The organism is Lentimicrobium sp. S6, assembly GCF_013166635.1.
Lineage (GTDB): Bacteria > Bacteroidota > Bacteroidia > Bacteroidales > UBA12170 > UBA12170.
Genome location: NZ_JABKBZ010000058.1, coordinates 13,283 through 35,730, shown reverse-complemented (window position 1 = coordinate 35,730; position 22,448 = coordinate 13,283). Strand labels below are relative to the sequence as shown.

Annotated in this window: 19 protein-coding genes and 1 pseudogene; 5 read left to right on the top strand and 15 right to left on the bottom strand. The window is 34.8% G+C overall.

Translation table 11 applies throughout. The annotated features are described in order from the left end of the window. Nucleotides 1–121: 121 nt before the first annotated feature. Nucleotides 122–298, bottom strand: a complete 177-nt coding sequence (locus HNS40_RS16545) for a hypothetical protein (protein ID WP_172282884.1) — start codon at nucleotides 296–298, stop codon at nucleotides 122–124. 440 nt (nucleotides 299–738) lie between these two features. Between HNS40_RS16545 and HNS40_RS16540 the strand changes: the two genes are divergently transcribed. The 4 genes from HNS40_RS16540 (at nucleotide 739) to HNS40_RS16525 (ending at nucleotide 4,869) form a co-directional block, all read left to right on the top strand. Next, a complete protein-coding gene (locus HNS40_RS16540; protein ID WP_172282882.1) occupies nucleotides 739–1,887 on the top strand; it encodes a N(5)-(carboxyethyl)ornithine synthase in 1,149 nt (382 codons plus the stop codon). A 419-nt stretch (nucleotides 1,888–2,306) separates the two neighbouring features. Next, on the top strand, nucleotides 2,307–3,104 hold the full coding sequence (locus HNS40_RS16535; RefSeq protein ID WP_172282880.1) for a phosphocholine cytidylyltransferase family protein: 798 nt from the start codon (nucleotides 2,307–2,309) through the stop codon (nucleotides 3,102–3,104). A 42-nt stretch (nucleotides 3,105–3,146) separates the two neighbouring features. Next, entirely contained in the window at nucleotides 3,147–4,244 is a 1,098-nt protein-coding gene (locus HNS40_RS16530; RefSeq protein ID WP_172282878.1) for a histidinol-phosphate transaminase, read from the top strand. Continuing rightward, nucleotides 4,237–4,869, top strand: a complete 633-nt coding sequence (locus tag HNS40_RS16525) for a phosphatidylcholine/phosphatidylserine synthase (protein WP_172282876.1) — start codon at nucleotides 4,237–4,239, stop codon at nucleotides 4,867–4,869. The genes HNS40_RS16530 and HNS40_RS16525 overlap by 8 nt, the downstream gene beginning before the upstream one ends. Before the next feature lie 34 nt (nucleotides 4,870–4,903). Here the strand turns inward: HNS40_RS16525 and HNS40_RS16520 are convergent. Next, a pseudogene (locus HNS40_RS16520) lies at nucleotides 4,904–5,536 on the bottom strand (acyl-CoA thioester hydrolase/BAAT C-terminal domain-containing protein); the annotation flags it as partial. Between the two features lie 15 nt (nucleotides 5,537–5,551). After that, the gene (locus tag HNS40_RS16515) at nucleotides 5,552–5,872 is read right to left on the bottom strand and encodes a hypothetical protein (protein WP_172282872.1); all 321 of its coding nucleotides are present in this window, start codon (nucleotides 5,870–5,872) and stop codon (nucleotides 5,552–5,554) included. A 231-nt stretch (nucleotides 5,873–6,103) separates the two neighbouring features. Between HNS40_RS16515 and HNS40_RS16510 the strand changes: the two genes are divergently transcribed. Continuing rightward, nucleotides 6,104–8,305, top strand: coding sequence for a glycoside hydrolase family 3 C-terminal domain-containing protein (locus HNS40_RS16510; protein ID WP_253916405.1), 2,202 nt, complete (start codon nucleotides 6,104–6,106; stop codon nucleotides 8,303–8,305). A gap of 209 nt (nucleotides 8,306–8,514) precedes the next feature. Here HNS40_RS16510 and HNS40_RS16505 read toward each other — a convergent pair whose 3' ends face one another. The 12 genes from HNS40_RS16505 to HNS40_RS16455 all read right to left on the bottom strand — a co-directional run bounded on the left by HNS40_RS16505 (nucleotide 8,515) and on the right by HNS40_RS16455 (nucleotide 22,260). After that, nucleotides 8,515–9,117: a hypothetical protein gene (locus HNS40_RS16505; protein ID WP_172282870.1), complete on the bottom strand. Its 603-nt coding sequence runs from the start codon at nucleotides 9,115–9,117 to the stop codon at nucleotides 8,515–8,517. Nucleotides 9,118–9,327: 210 nt separating this feature from the next. Continuing rightward, complete coding sequence (locus HNS40_RS16500; RefSeq protein ID WP_172282868.1) at nucleotides 9,328–9,600, bottom strand: hypothetical protein; 273 nt, start codon at nucleotides 9,598–9,600, stop codon at nucleotides 9,328–9,330. Nucleotides 9,601–9,775: 175 nt separating this feature from the next. Next, the gene (locus HNS40_RS16495) at nucleotides 9,776–10,273 is read right to left on the bottom strand and encodes a hypothetical protein (protein WP_172282866.1); all 498 of its coding nucleotides are present in this window, start codon (nucleotides 10,271–10,273) and stop codon (nucleotides 9,776–9,778) included. A 115-nt stretch (nucleotides 10,274–10,388) separates the two neighbouring features. Then, entirely contained in the window at nucleotides 10,389–13,541 is a 3,153-nt protein-coding gene (locus HNS40_RS16490) for a VIT domain-containing protein (protein WP_172282864.1), read from the bottom strand. Between the two features lie 230 nt (nucleotides 13,542–13,771). Further along, the gene (locus HNS40_RS16485) at nucleotides 13,772–14,014 is read right to left on the bottom strand and encodes a hypothetical protein (protein WP_172282862.1); all 243 of its coding nucleotides are present in this window, start codon (nucleotides 14,012–14,014) and stop codon (nucleotides 13,772–13,774) included. 18 nt (nucleotides 14,015–14,032) lie between these two features. Beyond that, nucleotides 14,033–15,070 carry a serine hydrolase gene (locus HNS40_RS16480; RefSeq protein ID WP_172282860.1) on the bottom strand — a complete coding sequence of 346 codons (1,038 nt, stop codon included), beginning with the start codon at nucleotides 15,068–15,070 and terminating at the stop codon, nucleotides 14,033–14,035. A 152-nt stretch (nucleotides 15,071–15,222) separates the two neighbouring features. Further along, entirely contained in the window at nucleotides 15,223–17,694 is a 2,472-nt protein-coding gene (locus HNS40_RS16475) for a TonB-dependent receptor (protein WP_172282858.1), read from the bottom strand. Nucleotides 17,695–17,744: 50 nt separating this feature from the next. After that, on the bottom strand, nucleotides 17,745–18,581 hold the full coding sequence (locus tag HNS40_RS16470) for a FecR family protein (RefSeq protein WP_172282856.1): 837 nt from the start codon (nucleotides 18,579–18,581) through the stop codon (nucleotides 17,745–17,747). Between the two features lie 15 nt (nucleotides 18,582–18,596). Continuing rightward, entirely contained in the window at nucleotides 18,597–19,085 is a 489-nt protein-coding gene (locus HNS40_RS16465) for an RNA polymerase sigma factor (RefSeq protein ID WP_172282854.1), read from the bottom strand. Between the two features lie 123 nt (nucleotides 19,086–19,208). Further along, nucleotides 19,209–20,363, bottom strand: a complete 1,155-nt coding sequence (locus HNS40_RS16460; RefSeq protein WP_172282852.1) for a hypothetical protein — start codon at nucleotides 20,361–20,363, stop codon at nucleotides 19,209–19,211. A 90-nt stretch (nucleotides 20,364–20,453) separates the two neighbouring features. After that, nucleotides 20,454–20,588, bottom strand: coding sequence for a hypothetical protein (locus tag HNS40_RS23535; RefSeq protein WP_256367553.1), 135 nt, complete (start codon nucleotides 20,586–20,588; stop codon nucleotides 20,454–20,456). Between the two features lie 475 nt (nucleotides 20,589–21,063). Then, entirely contained in the window at nucleotides 21,064–22,260 is a 1,197-nt protein-coding gene (locus HNS40_RS16455; protein ID WP_172282850.1) for a TIGR03862 family flavoprotein, read from the bottom strand. Between the last annotated feature and the right edge of the window lie 188 nt (nucleotides 22,261–22,448).

Genomic DNA, 22,448 nt, shown 5'->3' with positions numbered 1-22,448 from the left:
GTGCTTGAAGATAAAAACACCTTTGTATTAAAAAGAGTAAAAAACAAAGAAGTCAGAAAGAAATAGTCTTGTAATCATATGTATATCTGTAACTTAAAAAAATAGACAGCTTAAGTTAACGCTAATGGGCATCGGGAGTGAGTGCATCTTGCATTTGTTTAGTCATCACGGTTTTTACTTTGGTGGAGGTTAAAACGGGAGATTCTGTGTTAGAATCTGATTGTTGTTCAGACTGATTACAACTGATTACAAAAAGTGCTAAAAGGCTGATAAATAATAATGAGAATGATTTTTTCATTGTTTTGTGATTTGATTTTTGTGTTTTTATTTGACTGATATATAATTCTTAAGGATTATAAAATCTTAATACTTTACGAAAGTATCACTAAGTCATTAAATCACAAAACACTATATGGATTTTAACGCTGATTTAGCAATTTTTACTGCTTGTTGCTATAGAAATCTGGGCTGTGATAGTTAGCATTTGAGAATTGTAGTGGTCGGTATTTATACCCCACTTTCTAGGTCTTATATCACTTGTGTGAATATAATTCCCAAGGTTCTGAGGAAATAGCCTACCTTTACCACTGGTTTATACCATTTTTGATTTCAATCAGTCATTAGTCCATTTTGCTGCTTTTATAATTTCCTTTCTATACAGCAATTATTTCTTATTGAATTACGGATTGTCGAGCCGACATACATTTGTTACCTAACAAGATCAATAGAGAAATATTTATGAAAAAGCTAAGCTTAGGAGTTATTGGAACTTCAAAAAAAGAAGATGAAAAACGCGTACCTATTCATCCTGATCATTTAACACGAATCCCAGAAAAAATTAGAAAACAGTTAATATTTGAAAAGGGATATGGAGCCCCATTTGGTTTGGATGATGACTTTTTTATTGCCCAAACTGGTGGAGTGGCCTCTCGTCATGAATTATTAGCAAATATTGGTTCTGTTATTATAGCCAAGCCTGTTTTAACTGATTTAAAGGAAATACGTGAAGGTGGATTTATTTGGGGATACCCACATTGTGCTCAACAGGGTGATATTACGCAAACTGCCATTGATAGAAAACTAACCTTAATTGCCTTTGAAGACATGTTTGTTTGGTCGCCAAGCGGACAAGTGGGAAGACATACTTTTTATAAAAACAATGAAATGGCAGGTTATTGTGCTGTTATTCATGCCTTGCAATTAAAGGGTATCGATGGTCATTATGGAAATCAGCGCAAAGTCATTATTTTTAGTTTTGGTGCGGTGAGTAGGGGTGCTATTTATGCACTAAAAGCTCATGGTTTTAGAGATATTACCATTTGTATTCAGCGACCTGATTATGAAGTAAGAGAGGAAGTTTTAGATGTTCATTATGTCCGTATTCGTGAAGGTGTAGATGGGGAGGCTAGAATGGTAACAGTAGAGCATGATGGAACCGTAAAGCCTTTGTCTGATTTGATTAGTGAATCAGAAATTATAATTAATGGTACCTACCAAGATACTGATCATCCCATAGATTTTGTAACAGAAGCTGAAAAAGATTCTTTAAAGCCAGGATGTTTAATTATTGATGTGAGCTGTGATGAGGGGATGGGATTCTATTTTGCTATACCTACCACTTTTAAAAAGCCATTAATACATGTGGACAAGATTAGTTATTATGCTGTAGACCATACACCAAGTTATCTTTGGGAAAGCGCATCCAGATCAATATCCGCAGCTCTAATTGTATATTTAGAAACGATACTGAATGGCCATGATAGTTGGATGGATAATGATACCCTTCGAAGAGCCATTAACACAGATAAGGGTGTGATTAAAAAAGAATCTGTTTTAACTTTTCAGAATCGTGAGGCAGAGTATCCACATCATTTTAGAAAGAAGTAGATTCAGAAATATTATTTTTTGAATCCGAATAAAAACATGAAGATGTTATGGCTAGTCTAATAGAAAGGCTAGTTCTAACATCTTTGTTATTTTATAATTCGCGGAAATACTCTTAATCCATGGATCTCTTTTTGAATGATTTAAATTCAATTGATATAATACAACAAACTGAAAAACTATCCTTTTCGTTGGTCTTGTTATTTAACGTATCTTTGCAGCCGGATTACTAATCTTTTAGTATCAATCATTCACTATCATTTTTGTTGATGAGCTCTTACAGCCTTGATCATCACATTAGCAGACTTCATACTTATAGTTGAATTATCAGCAAACTAGTCCCAACATCAGAGTGCTAATACATAGTGCACTAGATGCTTCATGGCATTTAGTTTTTTCTGATGTCACCAATACATTTCTATATGCATAGTGATTCAGATCATGGTTATGCTCAAAAACGCATAACAACAGCATTGCTTCTTGCCGCTGGTACCGGTAGTCGCCTTTTCCCTTTAACACAAAACTCGCCTAAATGCCTTACCCTTGTCAACGAAAAATCGATTCTCGAAAGATTGATCAATAATCTTAAAAGCCAAGGATTTAAACGACTTGTCATCGTCACCGGTCATGAACAAGCATCTATCAAAGATTATCTTGGTGAAAAATCAGGAGACATTAGCATCGAATACGTTCACAGTCCCCTATATAAAACAACTAATAATATTTACTCGCTTTGGATGGCCCGCCATACTATTAAAGAGTCTTTTGTGCTTTTTGAAAGCGATTTGGTATTAAACACTACATTGTTGAATGATATGGTTTATCCGGATAGAATGGCTGTAGCACTTATGCAACCTTGGCTTAATGGAACAACAGTTTCTGTGAACAAGGCAAATATGGTGACTCAATTTCAAAAAGGAACAACAGATGTCTATTCTGATATCCGGTACAAAACAGTGAATATTTACAGTTTTTCATTGGCATCATGGCAAGCCATTATATTGAAATTGAATCAATATATTAGCGAAGGTAGTGTCAATTGTTATTATGAAGCTGTTTTTGCTGAGATGATTGAAAATAAAAGTTTGGCATTAGAATCGGTTTCTTTTGATCATAAACCATGGTATGAAATTGATACCATGAAAGATTTAGCAAAAGCGGAATTATTATTCCCTAAGGATTTGAAAAAGCTTGTTATGCAAGAATTTGCAGTGGCATAGTTTATTAATTTATATACAGACAATAATTATTATACTAATACCATGGAAATCAAGTATAACACACCAGAAGAAAAATACGAATACATTGCAAAACAACATGGAGGATATTATCGCCACCATTTTACAGATCATGCTTACCTGTATAATTTATATTTCCCGCCCAAGCAGGTTTTTGATCATCTAAAGGATAATATTCACAATTTGGTTCTGAACTATCCCATGGCACAAAATGCTTTGGCTGAATTGATAGGGGAGCTTATTCATCAAGATGCGAATAAAATTATTGTAGGAAATGGGGCTGCCGAAATCATAAAGATACTTTCGGGTAGTTTAGCCAAAAAGTTAATTGTTCCGGTCCCATCTTTTAATGAATATGCAAATGCAGCACCAGAAGGACGAGTGGTGGAGTTTCCCCTTGAATTTCCATCTTTTCAGCTGGATGTAGACAAGTTTGCTGCCGAAGCCATTAAAGTTGGAGCCGATGTGGCGGTTGTCGTCACACCCAATAATCCTACGTCCTTGGTAGTGCCCAAACCCGATTTAATACGATTAGCTGAAAAGTTAAAACCCAGCAATTGTATGCTTATTATAGATGAATCGTTTCTTGATTTTACCGACAAGAAAGAGCAAATTAGTTTGGAACTTGACATCGACAAATATCCCAATATGGCTATTCTGAAAAGCATGAGCAAAGCCTATGGAATTTGTGGTTTAAGAATAGGATATATGCTAACAGCTAATCTCGAATTTGCCCAAGCAGTTCGCAATGGCATTCATATTTGGAATATTAATGGTTTTGCGGAAGAATTTTTGAGGATATTGCCACAATATAAACAAGAGTTTGAGGCCAGTTGTGAGGAGGTTAAAGTGGATAGAGATGTTTTTTATAAAGAGCTATGTGCTATTGAGGGAATGACCGTTTTTAAGCCCGATGCCAACTATATTTACTGTCGTTTGCCCGATGATGCTTTAAGTGGCCCTGAGGTTTGTAAACGTCTATTTATTAAGCATAATATTTATATAAAAGATAGTGCTGGAAAAACCCAACCCGATGGCGATCGATACATTCGAATTGCCAGTCGTTCTCAAAAGGAAAACAGCACTCTTATTATTGGACTGAAGGAGGTGATGTATGGATAATAATAAACAATTAAGTGTCTTCAGCTTTATTAAAGATTTGCCAAACATTTGCTCTCTTTTGGGATTGTTGAGTGCGGTGATAGGAATCTATTTTGCCATTCAAGGAAATTTTGAGGCGGCAATAATAGGCGTTTTATGGGCGGTATTATTCGATTGGTTTGATGGTATTATCGCTCGAATATTAAAAGGAAGAACCAAAATACAAGGTGATTTTGGCGCTCAACTCGATTCCATGATCGATATCGTCAGCTTTGGTATTTTGCCGGCCATTATCCTTTTAAGCTATGGAGAATATAGTATCTGGTTTTTACCTGGAGCATTTGTCATTATAGCTGCTAGTGCTATCCGTTTGACTTATTTTAATGTTTATGGATTGATTGATACTAAAACATACAAAGGATTTCCTTTGGATAATAATGTGCTTATTTTGGCACTAGTATTTGTCTTCGAAAACTTTTTTGAGCCTTCTATTTTTGCCATTTTAATCTATGCCCTCCTGATGCTGTTTTCAGTACTTAATTTATCTTCTATCCCAACTCCAAAGTTTGGAGGAAAATGGGTTTATGCTTTGGTGGCTTATGTGATTATTCTAACAGGTGTTTTTGGATGGTTATTATGGGTTTAAATATAATTGGATAGGATACTACTTTAAAAAACCATTATAAATCAGCAAGAAACTCAAACACCTTCACACGAGCCTGATTTTTGGCTAAATTATCACCCTCCATGGTTCCACCAAAATCAAATTCATAGTCTTTTCCATTGATATTCATTTGGCCTTTTCTTATGGATACATCTGATTCCGAATCTGGGTTTCTAGAAATGAGATGACCAGCATTTTCGTATTGAATATTTTCAAAAGCAAATTTAAAATCATGGCCTTTGATTCTCTTTTCTATACTATCTGCCATTTGAGCAGCTGGCCAAACGCCATCCTCTTTTCCTGAGAAGAGTAGGATAGGACCATTAATGTTTTCTACTTCTATGCTTGCTAATTTAACATCCTCAAGCCTTTCTAAACCCGATTTCCAATAGGCTAAAGTATTGATTTGAGAGGATGCATTTGGAGTGATTTTTTCCATAGGAATATAAGGAATGTCTTCGCCTTTATAGGTCCAAGAGGCTTTTAGGTGATCTGAGTTGAAAGGTAAAACGGTGTTCGACCATGAAACTGAACTTGGGGCATAAGCAATGACTCCGCTAATTTTATTTGGAAGTACAGAGGCCAATACCAAAGCTAATTCCGCATTTCTTGAGGCGCCCATCACTAGGATTTTCTGGGCATCAACTTCAGCTTGTTTGCCTAACTAATCTATAGCTTTCTCAAAATACTCTAGGGGAATTTCTTCAGGAAGATCCGGCAATCCTTCCAATCTGGTATAGGGCAAGGATAAACCTACATAACCTTTGTTTGCAAATTGTTCACCCCAATAGTTACCCCATTGTCCGCCACCAATCAAGATAATAGCAGTTTTGTTTTGAGTCTCGCTTCTTGCAAAATATTTGGCTTGAAATCCATCTTCATGAATAAAACTAGTTTTAAATCCATCGAACAGAAAATGATCGATTATGAGATAAGTAACTATTAATAATAGAATGGATATAATGGTGATGATAACTTGTTTCATGATTATAATATAATTTAAAAAAAGAGCTTAAAGATATACCTAATCATTCGAATAGGAAAAATGGTGTTTATTCAAAGCATATTTTAATATCTGTTCATGAAATATTATATTTGCAGTGATGTAGTGAATGATATCACTAATACTCTTAACATCAGACAAATAATTGTTTGTCTAACCTAAGTAAACTAAGAAACTAAAGAAAACTATATATTAATACTAAAACAACAAATGATGTTTAAAAAACTAAAAATCACCCTCCCCATTTTTATTTTGGCTTTAATGCTGATATCATGTGGAGAAAAAGAGAAAGCTGTGGAAGCGATTAAACCCATTGAAAAAGTGAAGTATAGTCCAGAAGTTTCAGAGGAGCTTGCCCTTGAGCGTGCTGAGTCTATTGTGAAGAAAATGAATCTGGATGAAAAGCTAGATTTAATAAAAGGACATAAGGGCTTTTTCATTAAAGGATATGAAAAATATGGTTTACCTGATGTATACTTGAGTGACGCTACTCAAGGTGTAAATATTAGAGAAAGCTGGTTGGGTGATGATATTAGCGATTATGCTTTAGAAAAATCAGTGTCTTTTCCCAATGCTTTGGAATTGGCTGCTACTTGGAATCCTGAAATAGCTTACGATTATGCCCACAGTATTGGCGAAGAATGTAGAGCAGCTGGAATTGGTATTTTATTAGGTCCTGGGATGAATATTTATCGCAACTCTCAATGCGGAAGAAACTTTGAATATATGGGAGAAGATCCTTATTTGGCTGCTAGAATCGTAGAGCAATATGTGGTTGGTGTTCAGAATACTGGAGTTATTTCTACTATGAAACATTTTGTGGCCAATAATACCGATTATAAACGTCGTGCTTCCAACACAGTGGTTTCTGAAAGAGCTTTACACGAAATATATACGCCTGCTTTTAAAAGTGGTGTGGATGCTGGTGCCTTGGCTGTGATGACCTCATATAATCAAATTAATGGGGAATGGGCCGGACAAAGCGATTATGTGATTAACTATCTATTACGTCAACAACTGGGTTTTGAAAACTTGGTGATGACCGATTGGTGGAGTGTTACAGATGCTGAGAAGTTGGTTAAATCGGGACAAGATTTGGAAATGCCTGGAGGAGAGACCATGACCGAACTTAAGAGTTTAGTGGAAAGTGGTAAAGTAGAAGAGAAATATATTGATGGCATGTGTATCAATATTATTAAAACCCTTGCCAAAGTTGGATATCTTGATCGTCCTATGAAAGATGAGTCTTATTTAGAGAAATTTGCTGAACATGAGCAGGTAGCTTTAAAAACAGCCCGTGAAGGGATTGTTTTATTGAGAAACGAGAATAATATTTTACCCATTGCTAAAGGCAGCGAGAAAAACATCCTGATTACTGGAATGTTTGTGAAAAGAAATATTTACGGAGGAGGTTCTGGTGAAGTAGATGGTTATGATATAGTTAGTATGTTAGATGCCTTAGAGGAGGTTTACCCGAATATTCAGTATAAAGAATATGCAACAGAGCAAGAAATGAAACAAGCCGATGTGCTAATGGTGAACACAGTGACTTGGGACTACGAGGGTAGTGATAGACCATTTGCTATTTCTGAGAAGCAGGAAGCACTCGTTCAACTAGCGGCAAAAGCCAACCCAAATACTATTGTGATAGTAAGTTCCGGAGGTGGTATTCGTATGACCGACTGGAATGATATTGATGCCATCCTCTATAATTGGTATCCTGGTCAGATCGGGAATATAGCTTTGGCAGAAGTACTTACAGGACAAACCAATCCAAGTGGAAAACTCCCCATGACCATAGAAAAAGAATTTAAAGATTCTCCAGCTTTTGGCTATAGACCAGCCGATGCTAAATTCCTTTGTGAGCATCCTAGTTATTTTGATATGGATGCGCCAAAGTCAGTTATAGACCGTTGGAGTTTTGATACCTCTATTCAACAAGCTCCTGACCAGCTTTACGATGTAAATTATGAAGAAGGAGTTTTGGTGGGTTATAGATGGTATGATACTAAAAACATAGAGCCTTTATTCCCATTCGGATTTGGCTTGTCTTATACGAGTTTTACCATCAGCGATGCTCAATTATCCTCCTCAAAGATAACAAAGGAGGAGGCTATAAAAATATCAGTAAAGGTGAGCAATACAGGAACTCAAGCAGGAGCCACCGTAGCCCAGCTTTATGTAAGCGAAAAGAAGCCAACAGATGTTCGTCCTGCAAAAGAACTTAAAGCCTTTAAAAAGGTGATGCTAGCCGCCGGAGAAAGCCAGGTGGTAGACTTATACCTAGACAAAGAAGCCTTTGCTTTCTGGAATAGTGAAACCAAATCTTGGACGGTGAATTCTGGTGAGTTTGAGATTTTGGTGGGGGAATCTTCTCGAGATATCAACGAAGTATTGAGCCTTGAGGTGATGTAAGTTTTTTTGAAGATATTTATTTTAGAAACCGGCCATTTTTCAGGTCGGTTTTTTTTGTGCTTGTAGTTTGATAGTCGAGGTTATGAGCAGAGCGGTTTTTCGGAAATTAATCTTTTAGTCTAAACCATTTTTTTATTTAGATTTATCAATTTACAGCTAAATCCCGCATTGTTTATGAGCCTTTATCAGCCCTTATTATTATGTTTTTCTCATGATACCCATTGTCCAAATTGCCCGATAATTGTCCATTTTGTTCCAGATTTTTCAAGGAACAAAATTGTTCCATACCCAAAAAGTGTAGTGTGATTAAAATCAAAATATACACAAGCTCTACGATGTGAACTGTCAAAAGCCACTTTTGAATATCTAATATATCCAATTTTCCCATAAGGTTTTTTTATGTGTTCTAAATCAGTTAGTTTGATTATATCAAACCGTCCAATATTTTTAATTTCAGAAGTGTTGAGAGGTTTGCCAACGGTAAAAGATTTTAGTTTTTTTATTAAGGAGATGAAACTTGTGTCAGCTGAATAGTTAGTTTTAAAATACTTAATATCAGCTATGTAGCCAAGTTTTATTCTGCTAGGTATTGCGATCAATGAATCTTTAAGAATAACAATTAGTCGAGAAGTGTCAATTTTTTTATTTGTTTTTGAAATTTCATATTCGGAGAGATATTGGATATATTTTGCTGAGTCGATTTTTGTTGCGTTAATTGACAATGGCTTGGGTGGTGGGCTTCCCTTTTCGTAATACCAATCTTCACTCAGTAATTCTACAAGAGTTTGATTTATTATTTCAATTTCTTCCATGTTTTCTTTACTTGCATTGTGTTTGCATGCAGTTAGAAAAATAATTACTGGTATGAGTATAAAGTATCTCAAGTTGTTTTTTATTAATTCAATATTATTTTGTTCAAATTTAATACTAATCAATCTGTCAAGTTTATAGAGCTTTCAGAGAGACTAAATAGATTGTTATTGTCTGAATAACTCAACATACAAAGATTATTAAATCATTTATCATAAATTTAATCCAATAAAGAGGAATAATAGAAAACAAGTTATTGCTACACTCCATGAAATAATTAGTCCATAATAGTTTGTTTTCATTCTTCTTTTCTCATATTCATTATTGACAGATTTTATCAATTTTCTATAATTTTTTAGGTCTGAAGGTAAAAATATAAATATCGTTGAATTAAATCCATTTTTCTTTAAGGTCTGGACAATGTTATACTGAAATGGAACAGCAATTATTCCCATCAAAACCATTATAAATCCTGATATCTCCATTCTCATGCTTTTAATATTCGTGTCTTTCAAGTTGAATACAACCCTCGGCATATAGTTTTGTGGCGGAATTTGAAAAACAAATTTTCTTTCAGCACTGTATTTAATTTAAATATCGTCAATTCTTGTAACTAATCCGACATAAACTATATGTGTTATTAGGCTACGTTTGTTTTTATTAATCATAATGACCAACCCATATAATTTTGTATTGTCCCTGTTTAATGCGTTTAAATTTGATTACCAATGGTGTTCCAGTCATACAAAACGTATATCCTCCATATTCTCTATCAGATGGAAATGAAATTGGAATTCTGTTGTTCCTTACGTTGCAATACCTGTTTGTTGATGATATTAATTTTCCACTTATATCGGAAGATGAGTCAATAGAATTAATAGGATAGGTATAATAATCCCAAATACTAAGTTCGTTGATAGAATCCGATTTTTCTAATTCACCCCAAAAGGATTTTTCTGTAGTGTCCGTTTTTGCAATGAAGGCCCCTATTATTTTATTAATCTCATCTGAAAACCTGTATTCAATTGGCTTACCGTAATCTGGAATCTGCGGATAAGATTTTGTGATTTTTGGAATTTGATATTCCTGCGCAGTAGTGCTTTGATTATTTATAAACAGAATTCCTAGTGTTAATACTATTGTAATTTGCAATTTCATTTTTAATTTATTTTCGACAATAAGCATTCCCATTCAAATGGAGCCTAACTTGTAATTATAATTAACTTTCTTCCAAATTAACATTCCAAAGGAGGGTTTTAAAAAGTTTCAGTCCTTATTCCACAAACTCCAACATTGCAATTTGCATATTGCCTTTAGTGGATTTATTTTCTAATTGAACCGCCACTCGTTCTGTTTTTTGATTTTTAGTGCCATAATGAGTCGTTAGTTCAGCATAGACAGTAACAGGACCTGTGATGGTTTGTCTTGATTCACTAAAGTAATTTACATACACGGTATAAAAACCACGTTTTGCATCTTTTAAGCTAAACTCTTCTGGTCCATATCCTCGAGTGAAATCTCTGGAAATTCTTCCTCCTAGTGCAGTTAATGAATGACTATAGAAACATTTTTCACCATTAGGATCTACTACCCACAAATCTATATCATTATCATTACTGCTCCAGTCTATTGTGATGCGAATATCAAAAGGCATATCTTTTATATAGTCCTTATTAACTTTTGATAATTTCAATTCTTCTTTATGCAAAGATATAAGTGCATTCATTTCATGAAACACTACTTCTTTTATGTCATCAAAACGCTCCCACTTATTATCTAATACAAATAGATACATCTCCAATGCATTTTGATATTCTTGTTTGCGCTCAGAGGCTATAGCCAAATCCCTAAAAGACTGTGGTTCTTCAGGACGTAAATCTCGGATTTCTTTATAAATGTCAATGGCCATTTCGTATTCCTCTTCGTCTAATAAACGTCTTGCAACTACTTTTAATAGTTCAGGGTTCTCCAAATCTAATTCAATGATATTGGAAAGAATTCTAACCGCTTCTTGATGCTTTTCTTTAGCAAAAAACAAGTCTGCTACCTGAATATAAAAGGAAGGTCTGTTTTTGTTTTCTTCTTTAAGCTGATCATACAGCATTAATAAATCATCATCATTGGCTTTTCTTAGCTCTTTCATATAGGGAGCATCCGGCATCCAAGCCAAAACTTTTATTGACGATTTTGTTTCACTTCCTGTTACTTTCACACCGTCAATATACTCAAGGGTTTCACCTGAACGGGAACCTCTAACACTGCTGCCTTCTCTATCTTCTGAAATAGCAGTTCGTACAGTTGCTCCTGAGCTAGTAACATCTCGGGAAATTAGTGGTACCTCATATGCTATAACTTCTGCTTCTTCTAATATAAGAGAAGAAGGCCATAACCTGATTTGAATAGGATAGCCATCAGAAATTGTTATAGTGCTGGGTTCATAGCCAACTGATGACACAGTTAAAGTTAGAGAATCTAATACAGGAAGGGACTCTATGGTGAAATTCCCATTAAAATCTGAGGAAGTGCCTGCAATTTGTGTTTCATTGTCTATTATAACCACATTTGCAAAGGGAACAGGTTCGCCAGTATCGAAATCAATAAGCCGTCCTTGAATTCTTCTATTTTCCCCAAATTCAACAATGCTATCGTAATAATTATTTCCGGTCTTTATTTTATAGGATTGGTCATAATTGCTAAAAAGAGTATTGATTCTTTGAATGTTTTTCTTTTCTATGTCTTTTTTTGAAGCTTGTTTAGGTTTGTTTTTGTTTTTAATGGCAATTAGTTTATTATAATCTTTTTTCAATTCTGCTGGTGGATCAATATCATACCTTACATAATCTTCTACTCTATCAAGAACCAGCATGGATGTATTTCGAGTGATGATGTTATGTTTCTGACTGAGTTCAATAATTTCTTCTTTGTTCTTTTCATAATTTGCATCTAGATAGGCCAACTTTTTGCTTGCCCAAATGCGGGAGACCATTTGCGATTCTCCATTTTTCCTAATCAAAAAAGTCTTTGATTGATTCACTCCTGTCTTGTTTCCAAAATTTACCTTTAGGGTAGCTTCTTTATGGGTTAAAATACCTGTAATCTCAAATGTAGTATTTATAGATTCTGCTAGTTTGGGATAAACCTCTTTAATATGATTGGAATTGTATTCGCTAGAAAGAAACTTTTCTTCATCTTGTTGAATCAATTCTAATGCTCTGGGGATTGAAGTTATAGTGAGGTCTATAAATTCCCCATTTGTTTTGGCACAAGAGGATTTCAATAATCCATAATCGCTTCCTGCAGCCGAACTAATAGCATAAATGGGTTTAGAAGCTTGTATTATTGCTTTCCCAATGGTATTAACTCCATCAGAAAATAGTAATATGAGGTCATGATGCTTTGAAAACTCTAGATTCTGTAAACATGTTGCACCATCATTTTTTAAAGAATGGATATGACTAATAATTTCTTTGGAATGAGATGCTAAAAATGATTTTTCTTCTGATGCAAAAAGATTAAAATGATAAACTGACACCTTCACTTCGGCACTTAAACTATTCAGGTATTCCTCCAAAAATTTTAATTCTTTTTCTGTATTTCGCTTTGAAGCTGAAAAGGAGTTATCCCAATAAATGGCAATACTTTCAGGTTCTTCCACATTTTCTTGTTCTAATGGATTGGGTGGAAAATTGAGGTAGAAATAGGTTTCTCCTTCAAAATCGCAGGTGAAAAGCTGATAAGAATCTGTAGAATATCGAGGAATAGTAAATCTAATATCTTCTGTAGGCTTGAAATTCTTTTCCTTTAGATTTAGCACATAGGAATTTTCTTTACTGTCAAAATTAATATTCTGAAAATCACTCTTGATGTCTATCTCATCAGGCTGACATTTAAGTACTTTCACCTTCAATGAAAAATCATCAATTTGATTCAGCTCTCCAAAAGGTAGAGAATAGTTTAGGTTTTCTTTATCACCGTTTAAAGTTTCACTAAGTGCAAGCACTAGTCTTTTAGTTCCTTTTGCAGGAATTGGGTATATCTTAGTTTTAAAATTGTTTCCCTTGGTTTTGTTAATGATTCCGGGGTCAATATTTTTGCGGACTACTGCCTCAAAAGCTTGGCGAGCTTTTACTTTTTCAACAATTACGCCTTCGCGTAGTTTCCCATTGATTTCTAAAGCATAACGATATATTTCCTGCCCATTCTTCAAAGGCATGGCTAATTCTCCTTCAAGAATAGAGGAGTAGGGATTATAAAAAACCATATCATAAGTTGTGGTGGCGATATTGCCCACCACTTCAATCTGAATATCTAGCTTAGAGATTTCTAGTTGTACATTCTTATCTCCTTTATAAACACCTAAACTTGGAACTTGTGCAAAACAAGTTGAACTTAGTAAAATGAGTAGAAATAGTTTTAATGCCTTCATGTTTTTTCTATTTACTTGATGAAATTGAATACCTGAACATCATTTTAATAATAAAAATGATGCCAAAGTATGTGCTTGATCATATGCTTGGTAAAAATAGCTCAAAATTATATATTCTCAAAAGGATTAGGTAGAGAATTAAATAGGCTTAGGGTGTTATATTTAAACAAAGAAGAACAAATAAATAAAGCAAATTTCCAATTGGGTCTTGTTTTTAAAGACATAGCATTTCACTTAAGCATCTCATATTTAAATTCTGCAGGCTCTTTGGTTTTGGAGTCTTCTAGATTGCTGATAATAAAAATAATGCTTATGATAAGCAAAATGCTAATAAAAGCATTACGAATTGATTTACTATTCGCTTCAAAAGGACTAGAAACTTCATCGGATAGCTTTCCTTTAAATCCTTTGAAAGACCAAACAATAAATGCTCCAATAATTTCTAATATAAAGTTTGCGAAAGATGGTCTCATTTTATTAAAACGGTGGGCTTATTTACTTTTGCTACGTCTCACTATTTTTACAATACGACTATATATGATTTCCGATAAATTCCAATCATATCCATTAAAGTCTGTGGTATTAATAAACTGAATAATGACGGTATCAATATCTTTATGATATTCTGCCAGGCTTTGATATCCAGGAACTAGGCCTCCGTGCTCGTATACGTAAATAGAGGAATATATTTCTTGTTCACCCTCTTCAAATACTGAACCATCGTTTAATGCACGCAAGAAAATTCCTACATCCTCTGCTGTGGCTATCATTCCGACCTCCTCAGTCTTGAAATCTTCATCATAGCCTGCATAATAGCCACTCATCACATCATCTAAATCCACTTCATCAAGAGAGCCGTAGGTATGGCTTAGGCCAAGAGGTTCTAATATTTCTTCCCTAAAATATTGTTGACGACTATAGCCTACCACTTTCTCTATGATTCTTGAAAGTAATAAATAATTGGTATTTGAATAGCCATAAGCTTTATCTGGTTCAAAGTTGGCTGGTAAGTCAAGCGCATATTCGAGCGCATCTTTTTTGAGGTCCGATCGGTCTTGCCAAAAGTCTGGATTATCTGTAAAATTAGGAATACCGCTCCTATGTTGCACCATTAATCGCAAGGTGATTTCATCTATATTTTCAATTCTTCCTTTAAGCTCGGGAAAGTAATCAGAGACTGGTTTATCTAATGACAAACGCTTATCATGGGCTAATTTACTAATAGCAACCGCCACATATAATTTACTGATACTGGCAATTTTGAATAAAGCTTTTGGCTTGGCAGGAATTTTCTGATCTCGATCGTGCCAGCCGGCCGTATAGAATGCTGGAGCTTTACCTCCTTCGTCCACATAAACTATCATTCCATCAAATCCATGTTCTATAGCTTCGTCGGCTTGTTCTTGAACCGAATTGGGTAAGGGTAAAATCCAAGCCCATACCAAAATCCATGGTACATAAAACAAGGATATTATGGTGCTACCTAGTAATACTATTCTGATAATTAGAGTCTTTTTTTTCTTTGTCATGCTATTTTAGGAAGATGTTTTTTGAGTTCATGTAAAAGTATAGCTTGCTTATAATTTTAATCAAAAAATTATATTTTAATCAAAAATATGGCAAATAATTTAAAAGGGGAAACCTTAACAGAATTCTTGGCAAAACAGAAGAAGGTTTCAGATTAAAATCCGATATAAACATTCAAAAGTAAAGTAAAAGGAGTGCTTTGAGAGTATACTAGTTCTTCTTCGGAGAGACGAATGAGATTGCTGTATTTGATATTATTATAATCTAAAATATTCAGAGCAGATATTCCGAATTGGCAATAAATGGTATTGATATTTAGTTTGTACATCAAGGAGGCATCCCATCGATTATAGGGGATAAGTTCTGAAGAGCTGGTACTTCTTGAAAACTCCAATCCCGAGCCATATACATAGTTGGTGGAGATATAGAAAGGTGAAAAATTGAGGATGGCGGCGCCTTTTAGCTCATGTCTTTGATGGTGTGGTGCCAGCTCAAACTCATCTAACTTGCTATTCTCGAAACGCTCCATGGTCTGGCTTAAAGTATAAGCTCCCCAAATTTCATGTTGGCCTATTTTTGCTTTTAAATAGAAGTCGATTCCTTTTATTTTGGCCTCCCCAGAGCTTCTACTGATTTCTTTATCGCGAAGAATGATGCTATAGTTAAAAATATGATCAATACTTTTATAAAAGGCTTCCACACTGAAATTGAAGATGTCATAATCGTAGCTCAAGCCCAATACATAATGATGTGCTGAGGTGGCCTCTTGCTTGTCGAGCTTAAGGATTTCCCAAAAATTAAACAGAACTTCCTTTTCATTATAAATGGTGCTTTTATATAGGAATTGCACATATTTTCCGTAGGCTGCATTTACTTTTAGGCCTTCTATAACAGAATAAGTCATATTAAACCTAGGCTGCACGTAAACTTCATTTACTTCAGGAACATAATCCGTTCTTAATCCGGCTTCAAGATAAAAATGTTTTGATATGGCAATATGATCTTTTAATACCAAACTGAATCGATTGCTCTCGTTTTCAAGTTCTTTAATGGTACTTAAGTTGATTTCATTTTCATAGGAATTGGTATTTCTGACAAATTCTGCGGTGGCACTAATGAAATTCTTTTCTCCCAATACAAACTGATGGGAATGATTGATTTTAATCTCAGATATTTGATTGCTAGTAATAGAATTGATTTCGAAACTTTCTTGGCCATTGCCATTAATATTAGTATTTACAAACCTTCTATTGATATCGATATTATACTTTAGATGGCTATAGGAGATGACAGAGGTGGAGCTATTTTTGTTTTTATAGAATTTATTATACTCAGTAGAAAATCCACTTTGAGTTTTGTCTTTATCGCTTTTTGCACTAAAAACGCCAGAGTTTCCTCTAACTTGAGAGTAAGAATAATATTCATTATCTTCACTAGTGATCACATTCATTTTAAAATGATCTTTATCGTTGATATGCCCTGTGAATTTTACATTAAAATCTCTAAAAGAGGTCTCCGGAATCACATATTCTTTCCCATCTTTAATACTTTGATTAGAGCTGTTATCCTCCAATATATTATAGAAAGTTTGTCGGTAGGCGGTTTGGAAAGAAAATCGACCAGCAATGGGGATGTTCAGGTATCCGCTTACAGCTTGATTACTGATATTGGCATTTCCATGAAAATCGCTATAGTCTCCACTTTTCCCTGTAATATCCACCAAACCACCCACACCGTTTCCATAGTCTGTATTAAAAGCTCCTTTTGTCACATTGATCTCTTGTATCATGAGCGGATGAACAATACTTTGATTCTCGTCGAAACTACTCATGCTAAACAACCTGATGTGATCGTATTCCATAATGTTTTGCCCAGGCCAAGAACCCCAAATGGTATAATCGTTGGTTTGTTCTCCTGAGGCCATAATCCCGGGTTGTAAGCGTAGCATATTATAAATGCCATTATCCATATTACCCGGTAAATACCTACTGGTTTTTTGATTGAGTTTTATGGAAGCAGCACGCTGCCCTGTAATCATATCGAAAATGGAACTTTCCGACTTTACCTCTACTTCATCTAAATAGAAATCGGCTGATTTTAATTTAATTTGATAAGATTGAGAAGGAGTGAGGAGGGTATCTTTGGTATAATATCCTAAATATTGAATCTGAACCTTCTCGACACTATCGGTAGAACGAAAAGTAAAATAGCCACTTGAGTTGGTGCTCAGAAAGCCATTCTTATATTTAATCAATGCCGAAGGAAGGCTTTCACCAGCCGTGGCATCTGCAATAAAACCGTAGTAAAAATGGTAGTTAGGCTTGTCTTTCTTTTTCTTCTTTTGGGGAATGATAATAAAAATGGAACCTTGCTTTTTATAATCTAAATCGAAGCCACTAAGTAAATCAATGATGGCCTCCTCCGGATTTTTATAAATTGCATTTTTACTCAGCACACATCCCTCTATATCTTCAGCATTAAAACTAAATTCCACTTGGTATTGGCTTCTCATTTGATAAAAAACGGCAGATAAATCCTGGTTTTCTACCTGAATGCTGATACTTTGAGTATAGCCTAAGGTAGACAATAGAATTAGTAAGAGTATGGAGAAAAGTCGTTTTATCAAATTGCTCTATTATATTTTAAATTTAAAACCTGCATAGCATTACAGGGCATTTAGTTTCTGAATACTTTATAATATCCATTTGCTGTTTCTTCAAAGTTAAGCTGGAATTGAATACAAATCAAGTCTAATGCCAAATCAGGATGCTGTGGTCGCTCAAAATAGGCTCCATATTTCAGTGCAGATAAGTCCTCGCTATAATCTATATGGATATTATACTGTCGTTCTAATTCTTGAAAAACTTTCGTTAGAGGCTCATTGGTGAAACTAAATTTATGATCAATCCAGGAGGTATAATCCCGGGCATTCATTTGTTTTTTCATACCAGACTTGGCCAAATTATCAATAAGAGCTAGTTCGCCAGCTATGATTCTATAATGGATATCATATTTATTACTCGCCACTTCTACTTTTCCACTTTTACAATAGACCTGATATTCAGAATCGCGGGCAAATATATTAAAGCTGGTACCCAATACAGTGGTTTTACCCTCCTCCGAAATCACGGTAAAGCTTTCTCCTTTTTCGACTTCAAAAAAGGCTTCTCCAGAGAGTTCTACTTCTCTTTCCATATTCCACCAATAGGGTTTATAATGGATTGAAGAAGCAGCATTTAATTGCACCATGGAACCATCTGGAAGTTCATGAGAAATGTGTTGGCCTTTGCTGGCTATAATATCAATGGAATAGAGTTTCAAAAACATGGTCATCCCCACTAAAATAGCTATAGATGCTGCAATGCCATAGGATTTCCATCCCAATTTAATGGTTTTACTTTCTTTTTTCAGGATGGTTTTCTCATCAATTTTTGCCCACAAGGCATCATCACTGGTAGCAAAATCGTTTTCCAGATTTTTAAAAGAGTCTATATTTTTATCATATTCAATCATTTTGTTTTCTTTTAACTATTTGCTGTTAGTCTTTGGCTCCTGCAGCTTCTTTAATGCCTTAGTCATTCTCTTCTCTACTGCCTTCACACTAATTTCTAAACAATCCGCTATATCTTTATAAATCAATCCTTCCATTTTGTTCATTAAAAACACGGTACGTTCTTTTTCTGTGAGAGATTGAAGCGCTAATTCGCATTTCTTTCGATAATTTTCAGCATTTTCATCAGGAGAAGAAGAGTCTTTTAATTTGAATTTAAAATGGGCAATATAGTCAGCTTCTAATTTCGTTTTCCTCATATAATCCAGAAATAAACCGCCTGCTATTTTATAGAGAAGTGCCTTGATTTTATCAGGCTGGTATTGAAAATCTCCTTCCCATAGCTTTACGAAAGTGTCCTGTGTTAAATCATTAGCCATTTCTTCCTCACCTGATCGGTAGTAAAGATATGCTCTAATGCTTCTTCCATATATACTATATATATTTCTGAATTCTTCTTTATTCAATAGAGAATGATTTTTTTGATGTAATGTTAAACAAGGAAGGAGATATTGAAAACCAGATGCTATTATATCCATCCGGTTTTCAATATTCTTTTCAAGATAACATCTTTATGGGTTTAGCTTAAATTAGTTACCATGACCATTACCATGTGGATGACAGGCGCGGCGTATTTCCACCATTTCTTCCTGATTATTAATAGTAAGAACTGTTTCGTCTTCCATGGTGATTTCTACCGGAAAAACCAATACTGGTTTTTCTTCTACACCTGGGTTTTCAGTATACCACGCTTTAAGTTGGGCCCAGTCTTCTTCGGTTTCAATGATAATAATAGAAGCATCGGGCATGGTGAAACTAATTGGGAGGTTGAAAGTGAAACATTTGGCACCATATCCTTGTTTGCAATCTTTTTTAGCTTGACGCATTTCTTCTTCTGTATTGAGTGTTAAGGTAGTTCCATCCTCATAAACTATATCTACAGGAAAAACCAAATTAGCTCTTTCTTCAAATTCAGGATTATTGATATGCCATTCCTTAATAAGTGACCAATCCTCTTCCGTTTCTATAGTAATTGTGCTATTGTCTGGCATTAAGTAGTTCACAGGAAGTATGAGTTCAAAGCATTTTCTACTGTGAGCCTCTTTACAATCGATTCTAGCTTCTCTAAGCTCTTCAGCAGTATTAATAGTAATGCTAGTTTCATCTTCATAAACAATATCTACAGGGAAGTTTAAAGTAGGCTTTTCATCATAAGAAGGGTTGGCTGTACACCATTCTCTTAATAAATACCAATCGTCTTTACTTTCTATGATAAGCTCAGAACCATCGGGCATGGTATAAGTTAAAGGAAATACAAAGCTGAAACATTTTGGACGGTAATTCCCATCGTTATGATTTTTGAAGAGTTTCCAAACATCTACTACTTTTGACTGTGTAAGTCCTTCTTCATCAAGCCAAGTTACAGTGGCTACTCCATCGCATTCCCCGTTGCCGAAATCCACTGAAAACACCATTTCACCTTGATAGTAATATTCTACAATTCCTGAAACAGGTTGTTTTTTACAAGTCTCGCCTCTTATTATTTCTTCGATAATCACTCTTTCATAATCGCCTTTATCACCAGTTCCTATCACTTGAACATCCGGCTCTAAGCTTTTCAATGATAATTCACTTTCGCTTAAAGAGCTATCTTTTGCTGTAGCGTCCTCCTCTTTATTGCAAGAAGTAAATGTGAATGTCATCACCAAAGACAAAGCCACTAATAATCCAAATACCTTTTTCATGTTTTATAGTTTTTGTTTAAAAATAATTTTCTTTTCACTTAATAAACCGATTGAGTTTTTAGAAAACCCTACTTCAGTGAAAAAAAATAATTAATCACCGCCTTTAAAAGCCATTTTGTGCGAATTCCCTAGGCTTCTTGTTACTATGGTATTGTTTTTTGAATCTGAGTATTCAAAGATAAAGGAATTCAGGGCAAACTCACCATTACTTTCACAATTTATCATTGACATCTATTTTAAAAAAGAGAAAATCTAAACCCTGATTCCACTAACCAAAGCGGAGCGAGCTCATTGAAATCCGTACCCATTTGTGATAATCTGCGGACAAAATAAAAGTATGCCTTTGCCTTGTAAGGGAATTTTAAATGAATGGCTATTATATTTAAGTTTTCTGCAAAAAATCAAAATACCATTAATTAACTATTTGCTTATCTACTAGATTGGTTAAATATATAATTGAACATCTCAAACTATTTTTATTAGAACAACTCTACTATTTATTTGCAAAAGTAATGAAAGCTCTACTCTAATCATGAAAGTTTGGGATGGTTCTTCGGATGACAATTTGTAAGCTGCTTTAGCTCCATTTAGTCATTCTCACCATTTAATGATATAAAGACTTTAAGCATTTCATTATACACTCATCAAGATGATGACTAAAAAAGCAACTGTAATCAACACAATACCGATAAGCATTTTTCTATTCATTTTCCTCCAATGCATTCAAATGCTTCGCTAACACAAATCCCATACTAAAAGAGCCCTGCAATAAATAACCACCAGTGGGGCCCCACCAGTCTAACATTTCTCCAATAGCATAAGTATTTGGTATTTTCTTATACTGAAAATTCCCATTTATTTCATCTAAAGAAACACCTCCTAAAGATGAAATAGCTTTATCCAATTCTTCAGCAGAATGGAGAGTAATGGGGAGGGATTTGATGGTTTTTGCAAGTAGATCCATATCCAAAAAGCTTTCCTTATCTGAGAATTGTTTCAAGAGCGCAATGGAGCAACGATCTAGACTTAAATTCTCTTTTAAAATATGACTTATTTTAGCTCGTTTAGAACTCTTCAATTTATCCTGTATTTGCTGAATTAACAGCATTGGCTTGAGGTCCAGGTGGATGAGCGTAGTTTCTTCTTTAAGCAGTTTCTCTTGAATCTTCTGACTCAAGGCATAAATGGCATTGCCTTCCAAACCAAACTTAGAAATCACCAATTCGCCTTTTGAAACATGCTTATTGAATGTCAATGCAATATTCTTTAGAGGAGTCCCTTCATAGGTATTTATAAAGCTGTTATTCCAATCTACGCCAAAAGCACAATTAGCAGCTCTAAAAGGTTCTACGCGCACCCCACGCTCTTTAAATGCTTCAACCCATAAACCATCAGAACCGGTCACCTTCTTACTGGCTCCACCCATAGCAATTACCACAATATCAGATTTAACATCCTCTAATCCTTCAAAGCATAAATGCCCCTCCTCATTCCAACCCGTCCATTTGGTATCTAATTGAAATCCTACACCATTTGCGGATATATATTCTTTAATCTTATTGAGCACTTTCACCGGCTTTAGACCCTTTTCAGGAAATACCCTATTACTGGACCCTACAAATGTAGGAATCTCATGAACATGAAGCCAGTTTATCCAATCCTGATTAGTAAACTTCCGAATGATAGGATCCATAAACTCACGAGGAACATATTTAGATATGAATTCTTCTAAAGGGGAATTGAAAGTGAGGTTTAAGCCACCATCACCAGCCACTAAAAATTTCCGACCCACTGATTTCTTCTGGTCATATAGCGTCACCTGATACTTCTCGGTGTCTATTTCTGCTGCAAGCATTAATGCCGCAGGACCTCCTCCTATGATGCTTAATTTCTTCATGTAAATATCTATTTCTTTAGGTCTGGCTTATGATTTTGGAAATGCAATTTTGCAGTTTGAGATTTGTTCACCATCAATTGATGACAGCTGGTAAAATTAAACAAATAAAAATTAACGCTTAAAAATCAACAAGTAGGTAATTATCTAGAAAACTCAAAACATATATAGATTCAAAAAACAGAGCACAA

Coding starts and splice junctions, on each gene's coding strand:
- HNS40_RS16545 (WP_172282884.1), bottom strand. CDS start 298: ATGAAAAAATCATTCTCATTATTATTTATCAGCCTTTTAGCACTTTTT.
- HNS40_RS16540 (WP_172282882.1), top strand. CDS start 739: ATGAAAAAGCTAAGCTTAGGAGTTATTGGAACTTCAAAAAAAGAAGAT.
- HNS40_RS16535 (WP_172282880.1), top strand. CDS start 2,307: ATGCATAGTGATTCAGATCATGGTTATGCTCAAAAACGCATAACAACA.
- HNS40_RS16530 (WP_172282878.1), top strand. CDS start 3,147: ATGGAAATCAAGTATAACACACCAGAAGAAAAATACGAATACATTGCA.
- HNS40_RS16525 (WP_172282876.1), top strand. CDS start 4,237: ATGGATAATAATAAACAATTAAGTGTCTTCAGCTTTATTAAAGATTTG.
- HNS40_RS16515 (WP_172282872.1), bottom strand. CDS start 5,872: ATGAAACAAGTTATCATCACCATTATATCCATTCTATTATTAATAGTT.
- HNS40_RS16510 (WP_253916405.1), top strand. CDS start 6,104: ATGTTTAAAAAACTAAAAATCACCCTCCCCATTTTTATTTTGGCTTTA.
- HNS40_RS16505 (WP_172282870.1), bottom strand. CDS start 9,117: ATGGAAGAAATTGAAATAATAAATCAAACTCTTGTAGAATTACTGAGT.
- HNS40_RS16500 (WP_172282868.1), bottom strand. CDS start 9,600: ATGGAGATATCAGGATTTATAATGGTTTTGATGGGAATAATTGCTGTT.
- HNS40_RS16495 (WP_172282866.1), bottom strand. CDS start 10,273: ATGAAATTGCAAATTACAATAGTATTAACACTAGGAATTCTGTTTATA.
- HNS40_RS16490 (WP_172282864.1), bottom strand. CDS start 13,541: ATGAAGGCATTAAAACTATTTCTACTCATTTTACTAAGTTCAACTTGT.
- HNS40_RS16485 (WP_172282862.1), bottom strand. CDS start 14,014: ATGAGACCATCTTTCGCAAACTTTATATTAGAAATTATTGGAGCATTT.
- HNS40_RS16480 (WP_172282860.1), bottom strand. CDS start 15,070: ATGACAAAGAAAAAAAAGACTCTAATTATCAGAATAGTATTACTAGGT.
- HNS40_RS16470 (WP_172282856.1), bottom strand. CDS start 18,581: ATGATTGAATATGATAAAAATATAGACTCTTTTAAAAATCTGGAAAAC.
- HNS40_RS16460 (WP_172282852.1), bottom strand. CDS start 20,363: ATGAAAAAGGTATTTGGATTATTAGTGGCTTTGTCTTTGGTGATGACA.
- HNS40_RS23535 (WP_256367553.1), bottom strand. CDS start 20,588: ATGATAAATTGTGAAAGTAATGGTGAGTTTGCCCTGAATTCCTTTATC.
- HNS40_RS16455 (WP_172282850.1), bottom strand. CDS start 22,260: ATGAAGAAATTAAGCATCATAGGAGGAGGTCCTGCGGCATTAATGCTT.